14 protein-coding genes are annotated in these 22,896 nt (G+C 43.2%); 5 read left to right on the top strand and 9 right to left on the bottom strand.

The features are described from left to right. Positions 1-5 precede the first annotated feature (5 nt). Genes B3600_RS04890 through B3600_RS04880 form a run of 3 tightly spaced genes read left to right on the top strand, consistent with a single transcriptional unit; the run spans position 6 to position 4,942 of the window. On the top strand, positions 6-1,709 hold the full coding sequence (locus tag B3600_RS04890) for a RagB/SusD family nutrient uptake outer membrane protein (protein WP_286752286.1): 1,704 nt from the start codon (positions 6-8) through the stop codon (positions 1,707-1,709). Between the two features lie 2 nt (positions 1,710-1,711). Continuing rightward, positions 1,712-3,640 (top strand): heparinase II/III domain-containing protein, encoded by a 1,929-nt coding sequence (locus B3600_RS04885; RefSeq protein ID WP_286752285.1) that lies wholly within the window; start codon positions 1,712-1,714, stop codon positions 3,638-3,640. A 45-nt stretch (positions 3,641-3,685) separates the two neighbouring features. After that, on the top strand, positions 3,686-4,942 hold the full coding sequence (locus tag B3600_RS04880) for a glycoside hydrolase family 88 protein (protein ID WP_286752284.1): 1,257 nt from the start codon (positions 3,686-3,688) through the stop codon (positions 4,940-4,942). Positions 4,943-5,010: 68 nt separating this feature from the next. Here the strand turns inward: B3600_RS04880 and B3600_RS04875 are convergent, their stop codons facing one another. Then, positions 5,011-7,113: a polysaccharide lyase 8 family protein gene (locus tag B3600_RS04875; protein ID WP_286752283.1), complete on the bottom strand. Its 2,103-nt coding sequence runs from the start codon at positions 7,111-7,113 to the stop codon at positions 5,011-5,013. Between the two features lie 20 nt (positions 7,114-7,133). After that, complete coding sequence (locus tag B3600_RS04870) at positions 7,134-8,504, bottom strand: sulfatase-like hydrolase/transferase (protein WP_286752282.1); 1,371 nt, start codon at positions 8,502-8,504, stop codon at positions 7,134-7,136. Positions 8,505-8,653: 149 nt separating this feature from the next. On the opposite strand from B3600_RS04870, the gene B3600_RS04865 reads away from it, so the two are divergent. Together B3600_RS04865 and B3600_RS04860 are read left to right on the top strand one after the other, a co-directional pair. Then, positions 8,654-9,301, top strand: coding sequence for a hypothetical protein (locus B3600_RS04865; protein WP_286752281.1), 648 nt, complete (start codon positions 8,654-8,656; stop codon positions 9,299-9,301). A 16-nt stretch (positions 9,302-9,317) separates the two neighbouring features. Then, complete coding sequence (locus tag B3600_RS04860; RefSeq protein WP_286752280.1) at positions 9,318-10,400, top strand: Gfo/Idh/MocA family protein; 1,083 nt, start codon at positions 9,318-9,320, stop codon at positions 10,398-10,400. Between the two features lie 110 nt (positions 10,401-10,510). Here the strand turns inward: B3600_RS04860 and B3600_RS04855 are convergent, their stop codons facing one another. The 7 genes from B3600_RS04855 to B3600_RS04825 form a co-directional block, all read right to left on the bottom strand. Continuing rightward, on the bottom strand, positions 10,511-11,761 hold the full coding sequence (locus B3600_RS04855; RefSeq protein WP_286752279.1) for a YdcF family protein: 1,251 nt from the start codon (positions 11,759-11,761) through the stop codon (positions 10,511-10,513). 11 nt (positions 11,762-11,772) lie between these two features. Then, a complete protein-coding gene (locus tag B3600_RS04850; RefSeq protein WP_286752278.1) occupies positions 11,773-13,293 on the bottom strand; it encodes a RagB/SusD family nutrient uptake outer membrane protein in 1,521 nt (506 codons plus the stop codon). Between the two features lie 135 nt (positions 13,294-13,428). Then, positions 13,429-16,680 carry a SusC/RagA family TonB-linked outer membrane protein gene (locus tag B3600_RS04845; RefSeq protein WP_286752277.1) on the bottom strand — a complete coding sequence of 1,084 codons (3,252 nt, stop codon included), beginning with the start codon at positions 16,678-16,680 and terminating at the stop codon, positions 13,429-13,431. Positions 16,681-16,885: 205 nt separating this feature from the next. Further along, positions 16,886-17,851 carry a DUF1735 domain-containing protein gene (locus B3600_RS04840; protein WP_286752276.1) on the bottom strand — a complete coding sequence of 322 codons (966 nt, stop codon included), beginning with the start codon at positions 17,849-17,851 and terminating at the stop codon, positions 16,886-16,888. Positions 17,852-17,881: 30 nt separating this feature from the next. Beyond that, on the bottom strand, positions 17,882-19,456 hold the full coding sequence (locus B3600_RS04835) for a SusD/RagB family nutrient-binding outer membrane lipoprotein (protein WP_286752275.1): 1,575 nt from the start codon (positions 19,454-19,456) through the stop codon (positions 17,882-17,884). Positions 19,457-19,484: 28 nt separating this feature from the next. Further along, positions 19,485-22,565, bottom strand: coding sequence for a SusC/RagA family TonB-linked outer membrane protein (locus B3600_RS04830; protein WP_286752274.1), 3,081 nt, complete (start codon positions 22,563-22,565; stop codon positions 19,485-19,487). A gap of 156 nt (positions 22,566-22,721) precedes the next feature. Continuing rightward, a complete protein-coding gene (locus B3600_RS04825; protein WP_286752273.1) occupies positions 22,722-22,880 on the bottom strand; it encodes a hypothetical protein in 159 nt (52 codons plus the stop codon). Positions 22,881-22,896 lie beyond the last annotated feature (16 nt).

Below are 22,896 nucleotides of genomic sequence, written 5' to 3'. Positions count from 1 at the left end.
ACCTCATGAAAAAGATTTCACTACTCATAGCCGGATGCATTGCTTTATCATCTTGTTATAAGCTTGACACGACACCATATAGTCAGGTAAGTGCTAGCACATTCTGGCAAAATGAAGACCAGGCCTTAGCTGGCGTACTGGGCTGTTATAATGACTTAAAAAAAGAAGCCACCTTCGGCTTACAATTTTCTTACGATGGACTTACCGATATTGGCCTGGGCTATGATCCTCCGGGCTTGGGCGAGGTGATCAGCGGAACGTTCACCGACCGTTCATCTATTATTGTGGATAGATGGCAAGCAGGCTACGATCTGATCCAACGCTGTAATCATGCAATCGCGCATATCCAGCCCATAACCATAGACAAGGCCAAACAGGAGGGCTTTATTGCGGAAGCAAAGTTCTTACGTGCGCTGATGTACTTCCAGCTCACCAATCTCTATGGCGCCTTACCAATATACGATGAAACTGTCGATTTGAACAAAGATTTCGCTGATCTTAAAAATAGTCGCTCTTCTGTAGAAGATGTCAATAAGTTTATCCTCAATGACCTGAACTATGCGATTGAAAAACTGCCGGTAAGCTACGATGCCAAGTATTATGGGCGGATCACCAAAGGAGCTGCGTATGCTTTGAGAGGGAAAGTAGCCCTTTACAATAAAGATTGGGCTGGAGCAATCCGGGATTTTGAAGAGATTGTTTACAACAAGACCAACACCTATGGTTACAGTTTAAATACAAGCTATTCCGCGTTATTCACCATGGATGGCGATCAATCGCCGGAGATGATTTTTGCCATTCAGAATATGGGTGGTACGGGTTTCCCTTATGGTATGCCCATGGCCTTCTATATGGGAACGCGTTCAACCTTTGGTAGTGACTGGAACAACTGTATGCCGAGCACACGCCTTGCAGACCGTTACGAAAACCGCGATGGAAGCCCCTTTAACTGGAATGATTATTTCCCCAACTATACAACGGATAATGCGGTTAAAAAACAGGCGATGGAGTCGACACAATCAGGTGGAACGCTAACCAAAGTACCTGATACAGCAAAACTGCGTCAGATCTATGCCAATCGCGATCCTCGGATGAATCAAACCTTGATCGTACCTTATTCACATTACTTAGGATGGAATGCAAACAAAGAAAGAGATATGCAGCTGATATTGGCAACCGGTGTAAACGAAAACTTTGGTCAGATCCGCAACAATCGGGGTTGGTACACCTACTTATGGCGGAAATTTGTTCCTGAAGGGAACCTAAAAGGCGCCATTACCGATCGTGCACATACACCGATCAATTTCCCTATCATACGCTTGGGCGATGTACTTTTGATGCTTTCCGAAGCGTACAACGAGTCCAATCAATTGGATAAAGCGATTACTGAGCTTAACAAAGTACGTACACGCGCTAAAATGCCAGCACTAAATAGTGGCAGCTCATTTTTGGTTGTCGGTAGTAAAGCAGATATGAGTAAACGTATCCAGCACGAACGGGCCGTAGAACTAGCAGGTGAAGGATGGCGTTATTTTGATCTTAAGCGCTGGAACCTCTTAGAAAGCGTTTCCAAAGACTACATCGAAAAAAGTATTACCGGAGACAATCTCGTCACCCGGGGTTACCAAAGCCGTCATAAGCTTTGGCCAATACCAGGACAAGAGATTGAAATGAACCCGGCATTACTACCACAAAATCAAGATTGGTAATCATGAGAATGTATGTAATTCTATTTCTTTTCCTGAGCAGTTTTTCTTTCCAAAGACTGCTAGGAAAAGATCTGAACCTCCTGACGGGCGCCTTTAAGCAGGATAACCTGAAAGCGAGTCTAGGAAATGACAAATCGTGGGTCCCCTATCCGGCTTATTCGGATCGGGCGGCCTGGGATAAGCTGATGGCTCCTTTTAAAGACCGTATAATCAAAAAGGGAAATGAGGCCCTTAGCTACCAATGGCAAGTCGTTAAAGCAACAGATTATCTCGAATATGAGCGTTCAGGCAACCGCAGCATCATGGAAAAACCCATGAATGAAAATTGTACTGCACTGACCAACCTACTGTTGGCGGAGCTTGCAGAAGGACAGGGGCGATTTATTGACCAAATCCTAAACGGTAGTTGGCAATTGACAGAAATGGCAACATGGTCACTCTCGGCTCACCTTGGAGCCTTTCAGTCGAGTAAGCGATCGTTGCCGCAAGAACGCACACAGGTAGTCGATCTGATGGCCGGTGATGTAGGCTCCCTCCTCTCCTGGGTTCATTATTTCTTTCGCGATACATTCAATACAATAAACCCCGAAATCAGTATCCGTCTTAAACAACAGATTCAACAACGCATTATACAGCCCTACCTAGACCGCAACGATATGTGGTGGCAGGCATTTGAACTCAAGGAAACACAGCTGGTCAACAACTGGAATCCATGGTGTAACTTTAATGTCCTTACGGCCTTGCTTTTGATTGAAGACAATCCCGATATTCAACTGGCGGGGATTTATAAGACGATGTCTTCTGTGGATCGCTTTATCAACTATGTCAAAACAGACGGTGCCTGCGAAGAGGGCCCCTCCTATTGGGGACATGCTGCGGGTAAGCTGTACGATTATCTGAAAATACTTTCGCTGGCCACCAAGGGTAAGATCAATATTTTTGATAAACCTGTAATTCGCGATATGGGCGAGTACATCGCACAATCCTATATTGGCGGCGATAAATGGGTCGTTAATTTTGCTGATGCTTCGGCCAAAGGGGGTGGCGATCCGCTATTGATCTACCGTTATGGACAGGATGTCAATAGTAGTGAGATGATGCAATTTGCCCGATATATGGAAAATACCGGCGACAAAACTGCAAATTTCAAACCTTCAAGGGATATTTTCCGTGCCTTCGAGGACCTGAGATGCTATCCGGAATTAGAGAACGTTACCGCTGCGCTCCCTCAAAATAATGCGAAGTGGTATCCGGAAACACAATTTATATATCTAAAAAAGGGTCCGTTTTTCTTTGCCGCCAAAGGTGGTTTCAATAATGAAAGTCACAACCATAACGATGTCGGGAGTTTTATCTTATACCAGGACCAACAACCACTGTTTATTGATGCCGGTGTTGGCACCTATACAAAGAAAACATTTAGCGATGACAGATACAGTATCTGGACGATGCAGAGTGCTTACCATAATGTTCCGATGATCAATGGAGCCGACCAATCTTTTGGAAAGGAATATAAAGCTGAACATGTGGCATTTCTGCCTGCACAAAATAGATTCCAGCTTGATATTGGAAAAGCATATCCGAAGTCGGCCAATGTTGAGCACTGGAATAGAAGTTATACCCTCGTACAAAATGGGCTGGACATTCAGGATGAGTTTAAAATCACAGGTCCTAAGCAGGCCAATATCATTCATTTTCTGGTTGCTCAGGAACCAAAAATTGGCAAAGGGGAAATCCTCCTCAATAATGGGCACGCCACCTTGCACTTTGATGCGGGTCAGTTCACAGCGAGCTACGATGTCATTCCTCAGGATGACCCGCGTTTGAGTCAAGTCTGGGGTAAGGAACTTTATCGCATCAAGCTCACAGCTAAAAGCATCAAATCTACTGGAAAATATACCTTTACGATTCGCCAAGAGGCTATAAAATAAAAGGAATCGAAATTATTATGTAACTTACTAAGAATATAAGCCGTTATGAAAAAAAGAAAACCTGGTCTAAAAGCGCTTTTTGTTATCGCTTCTAGTCTGATCGCATTGAGCTTTACGGATCAAAAACCAAGCTTTATTGACACAAGTTTTAAAGCAGCAGAAAAGCAATATCAGTTCTTGGAACAAGCAGCAGAAAAGCAGTACAAGTTCCCGCGTACATTGAGCCCTTCGGGACAATTGGTAGGCACAGACGAATGGGATTGGACCGGCGGTTTCTTCCCAGGATCACTGTGGTATATCTACAACCACACCCATAACAAAGACACCGAAGCTGCTGCGATCAAATGGACGGAGGCGCTTGAAAAAGCCAAAGACCTTGATCAACATCATGATATTGGTTTTGTGATGTATTGTTCCTATGGCAATGCCATCAAATACCTCAACGATCCCAAAAAGGTTGCCGCTTACAAGGATATCCTCATCCATTCAGCTAATACTGCGCTCAAGCGTTATAATCCGCAGGTGGGCGTCATCAAATCATGGAACGAAAAAAAATCTTGGGACGGCAAGACCCTATGGAAATATCCAGTCATTATCGACAACATGATGAACCTGGAAATGCTGTGTTATGTGTCCGACTTGACGGGAGATGCCAAGTACAAGGATGCGGCCATCAGTCATGCCACCCAAACCATGAAAAACCATTTTCGTAAAGACTACAGTACTTACCATGTTGTCGATTACGATGGCAATGGCCATGCTATCCATCAACAGACCAACCAAGGCTATGCCGACAATTCAACTTGGGCACGCGGTCAAGCTTGGGCTATTTATGGATTTACCATGATGTACCGGGAGACCAAAAAACCAGAATTTCTTAAAACGGCAAAAGCGGCGGCAAAGTTTTACATGACCCATCCGAATCTGCCAAAAGATAAAATTCCGTATTGGGACTTTAATGCGGGAAAGCCAGGCTATAAATCGGATGCCGATTTTTCCTCCTTGAAATTGAATTTTGTGCCGCGTGACGCCTCAGCTGCAGCCATTGTTGCGTCTGCACTGATTGAACTCTCAACATTGACCACGGGTACCGAAAGCAAATCCTATTTGACATTTGCTCAGGAAAGCCTTCAAACATTATCAGGAAGCACCTATTTTGCCAAATATACGACCAATGGTGGTTTCTTACTGCAACATAGCGTCGGAAGCTTACCCCATCATTCGGAAATCGATGTTCCGCTGACCTATGCAGATTATTATTATCTGGAAGGTTTGACACGGTTGGAACAACTCAAAAAATAAAAAATACCAAGGGGAGATATTTAACATCTTCCCTTGGTATTTTTATAAGCTTTCCAATTGTATTCGGATTATTTCTTCCCGATAGTGATTCGGTTGCTTACAGTACTTCCAGCGTACTCGCCCTGTGGAAGCGAAAGCTCCAACGATTGATTTACTCGAAGCTGTTTATTGACAAGCTGAACCTTCACTATTTTGGCTTTTTGCAGTGGGTCTGCTATATCAAGCTGAATCTTTTTAGGTTCCAGCAGGTTCAGTTGCATGATAGCAGGTTGATCGAGCTTAATAGACCAATCGCCAACTTGGTACGTTCCCGCTTGATAACAAACCAGCTGTAGAATCCCGCTCCCTTTATGCTCCACGGCCTGTATATCCGGAGTATTCTGCCAAATTTTTATGCGCTGCATTACTTTTTTATCAACAGTTTTGGTGCCAGGCAAAACAATATAGGCATAGCTCGCATTGTTCGGAGCAACAGCATGATCAAACCAGAGCTTGAAGACCTTTCCATGTACAGCATCTTTGGAACGGGAACGGTTGATACGATACCAGGAGCCGACCTGATCCTTTGTTGTCAATCCAACGTTCATCGCTGTTGGAAAATAATACAGGACATTATTATGGGTTATAAATTCGCCTTTTTTGACAATTCGCTGTACTGAATCGAGCATCGACGTTTCCTTTCCATTCCAGACAACGGGTCCATTAAGCCAGGTTTGGTTTAAGGTTGTTACCACAGCTTCTGGCGCTGCACAATGAATCCCAGCCCCCAAACAAACAATTTCCCGATCGAAAAAGAACCAGGCTTTTTGAGCCTTGACCCCGTCGTAATCGACCGACATAGCTGAAGCCCCTGTCTTATCGTTGCTTACGCCGCCTGCAAAGTTATTTGCAGCAAGTGCTCCCCATTGTTCTTTCAGCTCCAGGTCGCCCGGATAATCGCGCGTTGTCGTTCCAGGAATTTTATCCCATTCCCATACAGGCATAATGTTATAATATTCCGGTCCAAACACCTGAATATTGGTCGCACCATCTGACATATTACGACCAAGCATATTTTCTCCATTTCCAGACTCCGATTTATTGGTACGGCTACTGGCCAATCGAACATTAAAATGAAATTGCTTACGTAAATGAGTGGTGTAGTCACCTTTCCAGTAATGACGGTGGGCCTCGATATTTTCGGCGTCAAAAGGCTGCACACTATCCAATTTTGCCAGCGCTTTATTCCAAACAGCATTTTTAGCTGGATCGATCAGCTTCATTTGTTGTAATATGGCAGTCTCCTGTGTCTTTTCCAAGATATTGGGGCGTGAGATCCCACGGCCATGTACATTAAAATCGATATAACGCGAACGTATAATTGGTAAATATGTTTCTGTGAGAAAACGTTCAAAAAGATCCAGTCTTTTTTGGTCAACAGCATAGGGTGTCTCGCGCACATAAGCCATAACTTTTGAGATCCCCTTCAGAAATTCCTCCCCATAGCCTGCAATGTATAATTGAGGGCCATGTTGTAAGTAAGAGAAATCATATTGCAGTCCTTCCTTGCCATTCACGAGCTGTATCGGAAAAAGCAGCTGCTCCATAGCAGCAGCTAAAAGATTTTCATCTTCCAAGATCAATGCACGATAAAAATAGTGCATGGCAATATCACTTTTATTCGCTCCTGTTTTTGTGTAGGGATCACCACGCTTCATCAGCTCAACAAGTGGAGTCTCTAGTGTAGTAGGAATTTTTTCCTTTCCAAATTTCATCAGGATCAGACAAACACCGATGGCCTTTGGAGAAGCGATTTCGTTATGCCACCAATTCGAAGATTCAAAACGATTATTCGCCCAATATTGTGCCGCAAGCAGGATTTTATCGTAAAGTGATTTTTGTTGATAAGCTCCGCTTTGTGGAGACACATAGGCAACAATAAGTGTCCTTAACCGATCCAAGTGTTCTCCCGGAGGCCAAAGCGATATTGACTTACTGCTGTAATCGATATCTGCCCAGGTACCGTCCGCACGCAGTTGATTACATAGGCTTCGTGTTTTATCTGCACCGGGCAATGGGCCACTTAATTCATCATCGTATATATGCTTTTTAATACGCACAAACGTATCGCTGTTCTGCGCCTTTGCCATAACTAAGGCAAAGGACAATAAAAATAGGATTAGTCCTTTCATCTGTTTTTAGTATTCTTTACTTAAGGATATTGTCGTTCTTCGGCTCGTCCGACGACATCCATCCGGTGTTTCATCAGTTGATTTTGATCATTGTCCAATACAGAGCTTAGCCATTTTGGATTCTCCAGTCCCTTTTCCCATTCCGTCAGTTTATGCAGCATCTCCTTTACACGCTCAGGATACTTCGTGGCCAGATTGTGCTGTTCCCGAAGATCATCCTTAAGATTGAATAACAAAATCGGATCATCTTTAACCACAATCAGTTTCCACTCTTTATGTCGCACAGCACGTGCAATCCCCCGGCGCCAGAATAAATAATCATGCCCTTTTTTTTCTGCCGTATACGAAGTGAGCAAACTGATGCCATCGATTTGCTGCCCAGGGATTTTCTTACCTTTTATTGCGTCGATACTGGTGGGTAAAATATCCATACCCGATACCATGGCATCGGATGTTATCCCTTTCGGTAGCTTAGCTGGCCACTGCATGATAAGCGGAACCCGAATTCCACCTTCCCATTTTGACCCTTTTAAACCACGCAATTGTCCATTGTCTGCGCCATTATTTGTTGCCGCACCATTATCATTCATAAAAATGATTAAGGTGTTTTCATAAAGTCCTTCTTGCTTTAAATGGCTGACCAAACGCCCAATATTTTCATCCATATTGTCCAGCATCGCCAGATAAGCCCTTCGCAATGGATCGGTTACATTTTTATACTTTTCAATGGTCTTCAGTGGTGCTTCGACGGGTGTATGCACAGCATTGAATGCTAAATACATAAAAAAAGGCTGGCTTCTATACTGCTGAACATACGCAATTGCTTTATCAGTCAATGTTTCTGTCAAATAATGAATCGTATCTTCAGGGACTACACGTCGATCATCATAAAGAAGCTGCGTTGGCTTCACAGCACCATGGATTGGGAAGTAAGGACGGTCGCCACCAATAAAACCATAGAAGTGATCAAATCCACGTTTAAGCGGATTAAATTGTGGACCATCCCCCTGATGCCATTTGCCGATCGCCACTGTTTTATAGCCATTGTACTTCATGAAATCAGCAATGGTGGCTACCCGTGTATCCATTCCGATATCTTCCAGTGCAACACCTGCAGTTGGACGTTTTGAAATATTATGTTCAAAACCAAAGCGCTGCTGATAGCGACCAGAAAGTAAGCCCGCGCGAGAAGGAGCGCATACCGAAGCCGACGCATAAGCCGACTGAAAACGCACACCATTTTGTGCAAGTGCATCAATATTTGGGGTGTAGACCTCCTTACCGCCGTAACAACCAAAATCATCATAACCACCATCGTCGCTCAAAATGACAATAACGTTAGGATGTTGCTGCCCGAATACAGGAATCCCAAACCGAAAGAGTATATTCACAAGAGTTAATATACTATAGCAAATAAATCGGTAGATCATAACATTAGATTTATCCTTAAATGTATCGTTAAAAGTATAGGATTTTTTGTTAAAAAATCGCAAACGATTTCGTTAGGCTATTTTTAGAAGATTAAAAATAAAGGTCAGAGATGAAAACAGATGAAAAAAAATTGGTCGGTATGTTTGCTCATTTTTTGGTAAACGATGCTGATCGCATTGAATTTACAACATTTTTGCGTTCACTGAAAGCCTTTCCAAGTACAATTCGAACAGCGCTAAATCAGTTTGCAAGCAAATGGCAGGATAAAGAGGATGGCTTAATATTTCCTGCTGCGGACCTTTGGACAGATTTTAAGCTACTTGCGGGGAGCAATCCCGATCTCGGCGTGGCTGTGATTGATGGCTGTAACATCAACGATATTGCAAGTTTTTACGAAGAAATTAATGCCGTCTACATGTGCAACGAAAGCTGGAAGATAGGAAGCCTAGACGGCTTTGACGATTTGCTCTACGGTGGATTTGGAACCTTTAAAGACGCTAATTCACATTGCATTGTTTGGAAGGATATTGCACAAAGCAGGGCATCATTGGGCATCGAAACAACTTTGGCCTATTATCAGGGAAAGCTTGGCGCGCAATCACCATTCAATCAAACGCATTTTCAAAAGAAACTAGAGGAGCTAAAAGCTGGTCGTGGAGAAACCTATTTTGACATTGTTGCCGATATCATCCGATCGCACCGCAAAGTAACCTGGATTTACAAGGGGTATCCTCAGAACAAATCGGTATATTTATAATGACTAAACTTAACATATGAAGCATCTTATCCGCATCGTTTTCCTACTCCTATTCGTCCAGCAAATTGCACAGGCCAGTGAACGACTTAAAGTGGCTGTTGCGGGGCTCAACCATGACCACGTATTCTTGCTTTTAAATTTATATAAGGATAAAAAAGTCGATATTATCGGTATTGCTGAACCGAATGAAGCTTTATCAAATAAAATACGAACGCAGTATAATTTACCAGACGCAATCTTCTATCATGACTTGCCCAGTTTATTGAAACATGTCAAACCGGATGCGGTTCTTGCCTACAATCCAACCGATGAGCATATCCGCGTCGCAGAAACCTGTCTCCCGCTTAAGATCCCTGTCATGGTAGAGAAACCTCTTGCGACGACTCTTTCTGACGCAAAACGTATTGCATTTTTGTCCAAACAGTTCGAAACTCCATTTTTGGTCAATTACGAAACGACCTGGTATAAAAGCAATCAACAACTGAAACAACTGGTCGACAAGGATGAAATTGGAAAAATCACACGCATACTTGTAAAAGACGGGCATGAAGGACCAAAAGAAATCGGCTGTAGCAATTATTTCCTGGATTGGCTTACCGATCCGAAAAAAAACGGTGGTGGTGCAATCATGGACTTTGGCTGTTATGGCGCCAATTTAATGACCTGGCTCAAAAATGGTGAAAGACCAATTTCGGTAACGGCCTTTACACAACAGCTCAAGCCAGAGGTTTATCCCAAGGTAGACGACAACGCCACCATCATACTGAGCTACCGTGACGGCAGCACAGGCATTATTCAAGCTTCTTGGGCTTGGCCATACAGTGTTAAAGATCTGCAGGTATTTGGCACAAAAGCTCAGCTCTATGCCAAAAATGATAAAGAGCTTTTAAAATATAAACAACAGAATGATCCACCTACAAATGTACCAACTACGGTCCCCTATTTTGAGAACCATATTGCCTATCTGGAACAGGTCCTGAAAGATGCCATGGTGCCGGAAAATGATCTTGGATCGATCCACAATAATGTCACGGTAGTCGAAATCCTGGAAGCGGCAAAACGCTCGGCTAAAGAAGGGAAGTCCATTTTATTAAAATAAAAAAGATCCGTAGCTTGCACTGCTACGGACCTTTTTCATGCACTGCCATTAGGCAATAGACAAAGCCGATCTGTTCAGTTAATAGACCAACAGCTGGCCCAGTTAGTCGGCTAGGGGTCTAAGGGTTCATCTGGATCGATCGTATAAGCCTCTTCTTTTGCCTTGAACTCGATGATCACATCTGAAATTCGTTTACCCAATGTATAGGGAATATACCCCAATTCACGCATGCAACGATCGCCCATCTTTTCCACCGCATCAATGTGCACTTTACTACTGTTAACGATGGCGTATTTATCTTTCGGAAAACCATAATTTAACAGGATACGTGCTGTATTACGCAAATTTGTGGTCGTATGTCTTGCATGTGGATCAATCAATATTGCCGCTTCAGGTACTCCCATTACCTCAATCAGATACTTTTTCATTTCTATTGCCTCAATAAAGTGCGTCTTATAGGGATGTACTTTACCGCCAGACAACACAATAAAAGGGGCCAATTTTTCAAAGTAGCTTCGGGCTGCCATCCGCGCACGTAACATTCCACCAGGACTAATAGGCTGTCCATACAGCTCGGGGCCTGCACCTAAGGTCAGTAACAGACTATAGGGATAGCTTGAGAAATCGGTATTTTTGACCGCTTCATAAGCTTTCTTGTTTTCGAGTTCAATCAGCGGCTCAAGTTGTGCCGCGTCCCACCGCTCATTAATTTCCAACAAGCGTACAGCAGTCATCATGGTCATAAAAAATGCCGTTTTATGCGTTGGAATATCTTTTCGGATGTCTTGGCGAACATCGTCCAAAAGGTGAAGGTAGGCCGTACGTTTTACATCGAAAGAGATCGAATCTATTTTGGGGTAATTGGGACTTTTACCTCCTCCATAGACGTCCACGACATAATTCATTGCCTTTAAATCCTGTTTCAAGGCTTTCGTAAAATAGGCCTTTGCCGTTTCATGATGCAACACACCATAGGTCATTGATGGAATAAGACTCGCCTGAACAAGCTGGTCCAACTTCTTGTTATGACCAATTTGCTCCGCCAGCTGCTCTGCCAACAGGTCGATTTCGTTATCCTGCCATTTGAAGGCATTCAAATAGCACATGAGATCGGCGCAACTAGCGCTGTTGTTAAAACGTTCGAACCGTTTTTCCAATACCTGTGCTATCGGCTTGGAGCTGACGAGCTCCTGTATAAGGGCAGAATCTTTTAAAAGCAAATAGGATGCATAATAATTCTTCTTGATCAGCCAATCCTGTGGACCAATAGGCATATTGTTTACCTGACCTTTGGAAATATGCATACAGCATATTCCCAAGACAAGTAACAAGATTTTTCTGATATTCTTTATCATATCCATTCGATAACAGATTAATAACCTGGATTTTGATACATACGTGTCGGATCCAGCTTATATTCATCAAAAGGAATTGGATAGTATCGATCTTTTGTCGAAATATTGGAGATTTTAGCATTTCCATAATCAGCCTGGCTTTTCGTTTTGAAATAAGTCACCAGTTCCTGTGCATTGTAATTACGGATGAGATCAAACCAACGTTGGTTTTCAAATGCCAGTTCCACACGGCGTTCATGCAATATAGCCTCCTTTAAAGTTGGATATTTACTGCGGTAAGCCGTATTCAACATAGAAGCAGCATAGGAAGGCAATCCGGCACGTTCACGTACTTGATCTAACAGCGCGATAGCTTCCGCATCCTTACCCAGATGATACTTGGCCTCGGCCAACAACAGCATCACATCCGCGTAACGGATCAAGATCCAGTCGTTTCCGCCCCAACCATTGGTACCGGCAGCGTCACTGTTATCCCTAAATTTGGTTACAAACCAATCGTTAACCTGGGTATTTGTTGCAAACTTCACAGAGAAATCTTTTCGGATATCGCTTTGCTCGTAATCTTTAACCAAATCTAGTTTTGCCACTTCACCCGCACCGGTCGAGTTATAGCGTGAATTGATGGTTTCTCCTCGCGCCTGGTAATTACGGGCAATACTTGAGCTATAGTTTTGGTCTCCCTGTTTATACTGAATCTGAAAAACGAGTTCTTTACAGCTATTTTTCTTGGTCACATCGAAAACATCCGCATAAGGGATTTCGTTCAGTTTACCAAAAGTTCGCATTTGGTAGGCCGCATTGAGGTACTGTTCTGCTTTCGCAAAATTTTCTGCACTTCCCGATGTCTGCGTTGCACCCAAAGTTAAGTATACTTGCCCCAAAATTGCATTGATGGCCGATTTAGATGCTCTGCCGATAACGTAATCTTTTTGTGTATTGGGAAGATTGCTGGACAACGCCTCCGTTAAATCCTTAATGATCTGTTCGTACACAATCGACTCTTTTTGCCGAAAAGCTAATTCATTTGCTTGCTCTTTACTGGTCACCTGTACGGTAGATAATGGAATATCTCCGAATTTACGTACCAGATGGAAATATAATAATGCACGAACGAATTTCGCTTCCGCAATATACCGTCCTTTTAATTCAGCACTTGTAAAAGTCACATCGTCGACATGTGACAGAACCACATTACAGCGGCTGATTGCCGCATACATAGCAGACCAATGTGTCTTGAGATAGGTATTACTCGGCAGCAACGAAAAGTCATTGAATTGAAAAGGCTCCCCAGCATTGGATTGGTTATCATTACGTCCTGAATTATCCGAACGTTCTTCGTTATATAATGTACTCGATTCCCCGATCGTGCTTCCCGAACGAAGTGATTGATAGAGGCCGTTGACAGCCAAAAGCACATCATTTTCCGACTTGAAGTAATCATCGATCGTGACGGCATTGGGATTTTTCTGATTTAAGAAATCTTTGGTACATGAAGACAATGCCAACAAAACAAAGGGTAATATATATCTTTTTTTCATCCTGTTATTTTTTTATTTTTCATCAGCCTACGTAACTGCAAATCGCAGTCCGTAGGATTAGTTTTACAATACTAGAGCTATCAAAACGAAGGTTTCCTTGATATTCCCACGCATAATAGCTCCTTGATCCTGCAATTAGAACGTTACTTTCACACCAAGGTTATACGATCGCACCAATGGATAAAGTCCATAATCCACACCGGGAGTTAAGTTGCCGCGTTGGTTATAATCCGGTTCCGGATTGTAGCCTTTATATTTAGAAATCGTAAATGGATTGTCCACTGTAGCGTAGACCCTTACACCAGAAAGTGTTAGTTTTTCTGCTAGGCTCTTGGGAAGATTGTAACCCAAAGCAATATTTGTCATCCGCAGGAATGAACCGTCCTGCAGGTAAAAATCGGAAAGACGTGTACTGTTACTTTGCGTACCGCCACGCGATGCACGGTATACTTTACCATTTCCCGGATTTTGAGCCGAACGGTAGCGATGTGCGACATCCGCATATTGATTGCCGGAACCTTCCATATTGTAGAGGTAATAATCATAGCCATCCAGCACTTTATTCCCTTGGGAGCCATTAAATGATGCGCGTAGATCAAATGCCTTATAGCGTGCGTTGACGGCAAAGCCATAGGTGAAATTAGGATGCGGATTGCCGATCACACGTTTATCGGCATCATTGACGATACCATTGCCGTCAACATCTTCAAAATAAAGATCTCCAGGTTGTAGCGGAGTTGTTGAAGCTGCGGAAGGTGCGACAGTTTTATAGTTTTCCTCCGTGGCAACACCCAAAACTTTAAAGCCGTAGAACATACCAATTGGACTTCCTTCTTGTGTAATATGCGTTAAGTAGGAGCGTTCAGCACCATTCGTCAAGATGGTAGAAGCTCCACCAAGATCGAGCACTTTATTTCTGTTGACATTGATATTCCCACTGAATCCTAATTCAAATTCATTTTTGCGAATCAGTGTGGCATCAATCTGCACATCAAAACCTTTGTTCTGCACCTTCGAATTTGGCAGATTGGTCAAGATTGTTGTTGATCCGGATACAGCGGATAGTGGCTGATTGAATAATAAATTGAAGGAACGGCTCAGGTAGAAGTTGGTCATAATGTTGAGTCGTCCTTTTAACAAACCGACATCCACGCCAGCGTTGTATTGCGAGGTTGATTCCCAACCCAATTTTGGATCGAACAGATCACCTGCTGTATAGGAAGTCTCCACTTTATCACCAAGAATAACTCCTGCTGGCGAGTTGATAACGGATAACGCGCGATAATCACCAATATTATTATTTCCACTACGTCCCCAGCTCGCTCTTAGTTTGACCGTTGACTGTTGTCCTAACCAATCCGTATAAAACTCCTCCTTGGAGAGGGTCCAACCACCTGAAACCGATGGGAAGGTTCCCCATTTGTTATTTGGCCCGAAACGTGATGATCCATCGGTACGAATGGAAGCTGAAAGGAAATATTTGGAATCAAAGCTATAGCTTACACGGCTAAAATATGACTGGAGCGTTGTAATGCGTTTGAACGTATCGTCTTTTAGCAATTGGAAATTAGAAGGATCGGCTCCTTTATCTGTAATTTCTCCAATTGCATTATTATTAAAACCATTGGCTCTCACACCTTGATAATCGTAATCTGTTCGTTGAGCCGAATAGCCCAATAAAGCGGATACCTGATGTTTACCACCAAAGGTCTTGTTATAGTTTAGCGTTGTTTCCAGCAATTTGTCCAATTCATTTTTTGTCTTGGCATCTGCATAGGCTGCAGATACCGCTTGCGGTGAAAACGGTTTGTTATTCCCATCGGATATACTTGTCGGACGGAAATAATCATACTTTTCGTCATAAGTAGACAGTCCACCGTTTACTTTTAGATTTAGGCCATCCATAATGGAAAAATCTGCAAAGGCATTGTATACCCCCCTTTTTCCACGACGGTTGTTTTTAATCTCTGTAACATAAGCCAGTGGATTTTCTGGATTCTGGATACCGTAATTGTTCGCCGAAAGATCAGCCATCAGGTATTTAGCATAGGTTCCATCATCATTATAAACTGGCAATGTCGGCAGATAGATTAATGCTGCCATAGACGGACTTCTATCGTAGCGCCCAGTAGTCACCTCATTATTGTCGTTATACGTGAAGGAAACATTAGCACCAACGGTCAATCTCTTGCTGACTTTGCTATCGATATTGGCGCGGAAATTAAAGACCTTTTGATCCGTCCCGAGCATGATCCCTTGTTGATTCTGATAAGATCCACTGAGGAAATAGCGATTTTTTTCGTTACCGCCATAGGTAGATAGATTATGACGTTGGAAAGGTGCATTACGGTACAAGGCGTCCTGCCAATCCGTATCATATTTCGCTTTTTTTGCTGTACCAGATGCGAAGTCATAGTAGTCTTCGGGAATACTCACCGAGCCGGCATTTCCGACATTGGCGATACGTGTTTTATTATCATCAAAGCGTCTACTATCGCTCCAGGCAATCCCTTTCGTAGCCAAAAGGTCTTTATACGAATTGTTACGACCATCAATCAGGAGATCAATAAACTGTTCCGAATTTAAAACATCGATTTTCTTGGAAAGCTGACCGAAACCACCCAATACTTCGTAGTCCACATTACTCTTACCTTCCTTGCCCCGCTTGGTTGTAATCAATACAACACCGCCAGCACCACGAGATCCATAGATCGCTGCAGAAGCGGCATCCTTTAACACATCGATAGACTCAATATCATTGGGGTTGATATTTAAATTGTTTCCTGCTGGATATCCATCAATAACGTACAATGGATCCGAACCAGCATTGATCGATCCCATTCCGCGGACGCGCATTTTGGTCCCATCGTATGGAGCGCCACTTGTCTGCATCACCTGTACACCTGCTACTTTACCAACCAATGCCTGGGATAATTTTGGTGCGCTCAGATTGAGTTCTTCCGCCTTAACGCTAGCGATTGCGCCAGTGACATCCGACTTTCTGATCCGCTGATAACCGATAGAGATGGTCACTTCTTCCAGCGTGTTTTCATCGGTCTTTAGAGAAAAGATCTGCCCATTGGATTGGCTGACAGCTTGCACGAGTCTGCTATATCCAATAAAGGAAATACTCAGGTTATCGCCCATTTCAGCTTCGATCTGGAAATTTCCTCTTTCGTCAGACTGAACAGATTTTTTACTTTTCAAATTTTGAACGGTTGCTCCTGCGATTGCGTTTCCTTGGGCGTCTAGGACACGGCCTTTGACGATCCCCTGTGCATACGTAAATTGCGAGGTGGTTAGTGTGAACGGTTTGGCTTGAACAGCGGGTGAGCTCGCTGCAATGGTACATAACAACCAAAAGACATTGTTGGCTTTAAATTTCATAAGTAGCGCATTTGATTTATGGGTACAAGATTACAAATGCTATATGAAGGCAGGGTCAACAAAACATTAACAGTTTTTAACTAAACCGGGTTAGCAAACTGATGAGACTTAACAAAAAGGTAATACTAAAAAGGCGGCTGTGTACTCAGCCGCCGCGCAAAATTGCTATAAATATATTGAAAAAGTGCTTTGGTAATCGTACGGACTAACGCGTTTTCTTGAACGTATAGATCTCTGTAAATTTTCCCCGACGTCCCGAAGGCTGGACAAGATAATACGTCACATGTATGGTTTTCGTTGCTGGGTCATAATAGTTATTTGCCGTATTGTCGATCTCGCCATACCGTCCACTACTATTGGAACCCTGTCCATAATAGTTTGTCACTGCTGTGACCTTATTTGTTGCATTGTCGAACGTGAATATCGGGCTCCAATTGCCGAAATAAGAATTTGATCCCCCCGCGTTAAAATAATAGGAATGCGGAGAACTACCGTTATTGAAGGTTGTATAATAAATTTCAGTGGTATTACCTGTGAGTGTAACCAGATTTGCGGTCTGTGGATAAATTCCTTTAAAGGCAGCATTGACATAGTCCTGGTAGGTTCCTGTGATCTCATAAACACCATCGTATTTATTCTTTATCGATACAGCATAAATCCCTTCGGCATAATTTCCGCTGATCTTTCCACCTGTCGCGGTCTGTATCTGGATGCCAAGCGCATAGGACTTGGTAAAATCGGTAGCTGTAAAACGTGGAGGATAAATTTTAACATTTAAAACAGCTTCTTTTGCCCCTTTGGGTATAGTAACATCATAGGTGTCGACGGCATATAAACGCGTAGGTAATGCTTCGTATTTAGATTGCCAGGCCAGGTTGTATTTATCAACAGAGCTGTCATTTATTTTCAAGGTTAGCTTCAGGTCTTCTGGGGCACCCTGTGCACCTGTCAACTGAACTTTTACAGGAAGGGTCACCACGTCAAGGGCTTCAAAAACAGTTGTTACAGCACGGGCAATTGCCGTACTGCTTGTCCGTGCAGGAAGTACAAGCTGCACAATGCCTGAGCTTCCACCATCTTCAAAGACACCTTTTTCTTTTACACAGCCCCAGAGCGCCATACTCAAGGTGACCGCTGTCAGGCCTAATACTGATTTTTTATTTATTTTCATTGATTTTCAAGCTTTAGTTGATGATGTTGATCAATTGATATCCCAAAAGATTGGATCCGAAAATCCATTCGTCAATTTGGGAACGTTCACATTTAAATTTATTTCAGTCTGTGGATAAAGATTTCGTATTGGAAGTTTATCCGCGCGGGGCGAACCCGATTGGACCGATGCAAATGTTTCCGTGGCAACTTGCGAACCATTGACAATTTTTGGATATCCTGTGCGGCGAAATTCGTTCCAGGCCTCATGACCATGGAAAAAATTCAAGGCAATATATTTCTGCGTGATGATAGCCTCCAACCGTTGTGCGGTCGAGGTCGCTAACGCATAATTGACTAGATAATTTGTGCTATTATCTGTTTTATAATTCGCGGCATCAGTTGCAGGCACCTGTCCTGTTGCCAATGCGTTGGTCGCATTCTTTTCCAGATAAGTAAATGAAGCTAAAATACCTTTTTCGAAGTTGTTTGATGCCGAGCTACTAAGCTCGTGCCCATATAAGGCCGCCTCGGCCAATAAGAAATATGTTTCCGAAGCAAGAAATATCGGTAAACCTGCAGTACGTCCTTTCAATACACCTAGGGCATCTGCACTTCCTGTTCCAACATACCACACATAGTCATCAGAATTGGGGTTATTGACTTCGTCGCCAAGCTGACCGATGGATGTATTGGGGAAATTTCGGAACGTAAGTTTGCCACGTTTCTCATCGGTTATCTTACGGCCGTCATAAAATGTAAACAAATATTTAGAGGGCACATAATAATTGGCGGCCGTTGAAATTGAACCAGCAGTTGAGCTATGAAAACTTGCAAACAAAGGGTTCTGTGTTGCCGTGGCCTGATATCCGGGATCGACGAGTACATCATCGATCAGAAATCCATCCGTCGAGAACTTACTAAAAGCCGATTGGACAAAGCTGTCAATAGAAGTACCCCTTGCTCGCACCAAAAGACGCAGCTTAAGGTTGTTGGCAAACTTAATCCAGTTGTCCAAGTTACCAGCAAACACCGGATCGGTCTTTTTCGTTAGACTTCGGTAACTTAGATCACCCTTATACTGCTTAATATCCGCAATAACCGCATCGAGTTCGGTAACCAATGCCTGATAAACCACTGCATCATCGTCAAACTTGGGCGCCAAGTTATTATCCCCCTGCAGCGCTTCTGTGTAAGGTACATCCCCGTAGGCATCGACGAGCAGCTGATAATTGAACACTTTAAAAATGCGCGCTATATCGCCAAAGAATTTATACTCGGGGCTTTTTTGTGTGTAGTTGATAATAAATTGGTAATCGCGAAGATTGTTGAACACATTATTCCACAATCCCACATTGGTATTGGATGTGATGTTATACGTGTACGTATCTCCATACCCGCCAATCCCGCCACCGGGAAGCTGATATCCCACCAAAAAGGCTCCATATGAATGATAACTAACGATATTGGATGCCGTGGCAGCAATCGCCTGGGTCAATACCAGGTCGGGTGTTATTGTTGCTTCGGTTGCCGCATTGGGATTTTCATTGATATCCAATTGTGAGCAAGAAGATAGTGCAATGATGATCCCCAGGGACAATATATTTTTCAAATGTAATTTTTTCATTGAGAATAAGTATATGATTGTTCACTAGTTAAAAAGTAAGTGATAGTGTAGCCCCAAAATAGCGTGTCGGTGGAGTCTGTCCTGTTGTCGAGACTCCTATTGCATTGTTATCATTGGCACTGTAATCAGGGTCGGTATATTCGTTGGACTTAGGGGCAAATAACAATAGGTTGCGCCCTTGGATGCTGACTGAAGCAGCTTTCACCCCTTTTAAGCGGGAAATGATATGCTGCGGTAAGCGGTAGGAAAGCGAGGCCTCGCGCCACTTCCAATAATTTCCAGAAATCACATAATTGCTGTACACACCTCTGTTATATGTACCCGAAGTCCAAAATCCAGCTCCGCCATCTGAAACTGTAATATGATCATTGGCCACATATTGACCACTTGTGGCATCTAAATAAGAAGAGTTTGGAAAGACAAACTGCTCCCGGTTGTAGTAGGCACTTCGAGCCGATGAACCGCCAAAATCAAGCGTACTACCGAGGTCTATAGCGGCAAATTTGTATCCACCACGATATTCAAAAAGGGTGCTGAAAGAGAAATCCTTCCAACGTAAAGACAGATCAAGACCCAAGCGGTGACGTGGTGTGGTATTGCCAAGTATTTTGCTTTCAGAAGCCACGGAAGGGTAACCCGTATTTAAGTCGACAATGACACGGCCCTGCTCATCACGGGAATAATCTGAAACAATAATCTGATTCAGCTCGTAGCCCTTCTGTGCATATATCACACTACTTCCATTAATGGAAATACGATCTAGTCCAGGGTAAAGATCCTGTAAAATATTTTTATTGTGCGTATAGTTTCCCCCAACCGTTAGCTGAAAGTCTCTGCTACGAAAAGGCGTGATATGCAGAGCAGTTTCAATCCCCTCGTTTGTGACTTTACCCGTATTGACATAAAATTGAGAATAGCCGGAAGAAATTGCTATCCCGGCAGGAATCGCCTGTCCTGTTGTTCCGGTATGATAGTACGTGATATTTGCATCAATGCGGTTATCCCACAACCTAAAATCGGTACCAAACTCTACCCCTGTTGTAATCTCCGGTTTTAAATTAGATGAAATAATCCGGCTTCCCTGAGAAAAGAAAGTTCCGCTACTATATCCTGTAACTGAGGAGAAGGTAGGTACCAGCGAGTAAGGATCCACGTTGACATAGCCAGTGCGCGACAGACCACCTCTCAACTTCCAGTAATTGACAATCGAGTTGTCTTTTAATTGCTTGAAGGCATCTGTTGGAATAAAAGACAGGTCTACAGAAGGGTAGAAATAAGACCTATTTGCTTTGCTGAGTACGGATGTCCAATCGTTACGGCCTGTAGCATGTAAGAAAAGATAATCCTTGTATCCAACCAGGAGATCACCCCATACCGCAAATGTACGCGCCAGTGTATTCGACTCGCTGGCGCCAGCTTCCCCGATTCGGTTGGACACGTTGTAAAGCCCCGGAATTTCAAGACCTGATGCCGAAACAGCCACCGATTTATACCGTCGACTAATGGCAGTACCGGTCAGATTAAAATTGAAAGAGAAATCATTGACATCCTTTTTTATGCCTATCTGAAGATCATGGTTGATACGGGCACTGTTATATTCAGTATCCGAAACACCTCCCGCTAAATTGGTACGTCCAATGGTATTGACAGAATAGCTCGAGTATGTCTGTTTGGGTGAAACAGATTTTGAATCATACCATCGGTTGGAAATTGAGGGTCTATAGGTAAACTCCAACCAAGTTGTCGGACGATACTTCAGTTCAATTTTGGCCGTCAAATAGCTATTTTTTGTTTTCGATCGGTAATTATCCGCTGTCCAATACGGATTTAAGTACCAGGGATTGTACCAGCCATCAGGTGTTGCAAAAGGATTATTGACATAGTCTTTGTAACTCAATAATGGAATGTTGGCTGGAGTCTGTGTTAACTGTGTATAAATGGAGCTTGTGGCTGAGGTAATATCATAAAAGTTCTCGACATAACTCGCTGAATAATCCAGGGTCAGATTGGGATAAAAAGCTCTTGTACCGTTCAAACGAAAAGAGATCCGATTGTATTTATCGCCAGGGGTTGTTCCTCTACCGGTAAGATATTGCCCGGCAATGTATTGAGAAGATTTATCATTTCCGGAGGAGATTGAAAGATCGGTTTGGTTATTGCGGCCGACATTCCAAAAATCAAAACGATCTTTGCGCGGAGAATATATGCCGTATTGCTGTTCACCATTTTCCAGCGGGTTACCAATCGCAACCGTAGACCCGTCGAAGGCTGGACCATACTGTTGGTTCTCTTCGGGGTTGTAGATCTGTGCACCCGAAGTGGACCCTGCGCCAAACTTATCCTGTAACTTCGGGAAGAAACTGATTTCTTCCAACGTAAAAGTATTACTCAAGTTGATCGCGGTACGTCCCGCCTGCCCCTTCTTTGTTGTAATGATAAGCACTCCATTGGATCCTTCGGCCCCATATGCTGCTGCACCGGCAGCGCCGTTTAAGACCTGTACATTCTCTACATCGGCGGGATTAATATTGTTGAGCAAATCGCTACTTACAACCCCATTGTCCAATACGATCAAAGCCGTATTGTCTCCTAATAAAGATCTGTTTCCTCTAAGCACCAACCTGTAGTTGGGATTTACGCCACTGCTGATCTGATTGATCTGTAATCCTGGGACCTTGCCCTGAAGTCCTCCGGCAATAGTCGGTGATTTTCCCTGGGTGAGGTTTTCGCCGGTAACCTGTGTGGTTGCATAGCCCTGCTCGCGTGGAGTTCGGAGAATTCCTCCTGCCGATACCACAACTTCATCCAAGACAGACTCCTCTTTCAGTAACACAATATCCAACGTTGATCGTCCTTTTAAATCAATGTGACGGACCTGATAGCCTATGAAGCTAAATATCAGTTTTTCAGAAGCTGCGACATGGATGCTATATTGACCATCTCTACCTGTTTGTGTGGCTTCTTTTGTGTTCTCTACCCGGATAGAAACTCCAGCCAAAGGCGTGCCATCCGCAGCAGATACAATTCCGCTGACTTTACGAGCAGACTGTGCCTGGACATGGGTGACAAAGAGGATTCCCAACAAAAAATAGATTAATTTTTGTTTCATTGTAATTTTCGATTAATAAAAGTGTAGCATGTCACACAGGGACAAAGCAATACCCTAGGGGCATTTGCTCGGCATCCCTTATTGCGACAAAAAAGTAGAACAACATGAGGTAAACCCCATATCGTCAATGAATAAAATAGCGGGAGTAGTTTAGACCTACATATATGGAATAGGCATGCACATTCGTGCTTGGGAAATATAGGCTGAGGTTAGCTGTTGTAGCATAAAAATCACTTTCCATTTTTCGTCAACAACAATGACCGTCGTTGAGGAAATGTTTTTTTTACGGGATAAAATCGATAACTGTCTTTTCATAAATTCTGCATGTTTA

Origin of the sequence: Sphingobacterium sp. UBA2480 (assembly GCF_002341965.1) — a bacterium.
GTDB classification, from domain to species: domain Bacteria; phylum Bacteroidota; class Bacteroidia; order Sphingobacteriales; family Sphingobacteriaceae; genus Sphingobacterium; species Sphingobacterium multivorum.
Note: the sequence above shows the minus strand (reverse complement) of the source record. Positions and strands in the feature narration are given on the sequence as shown.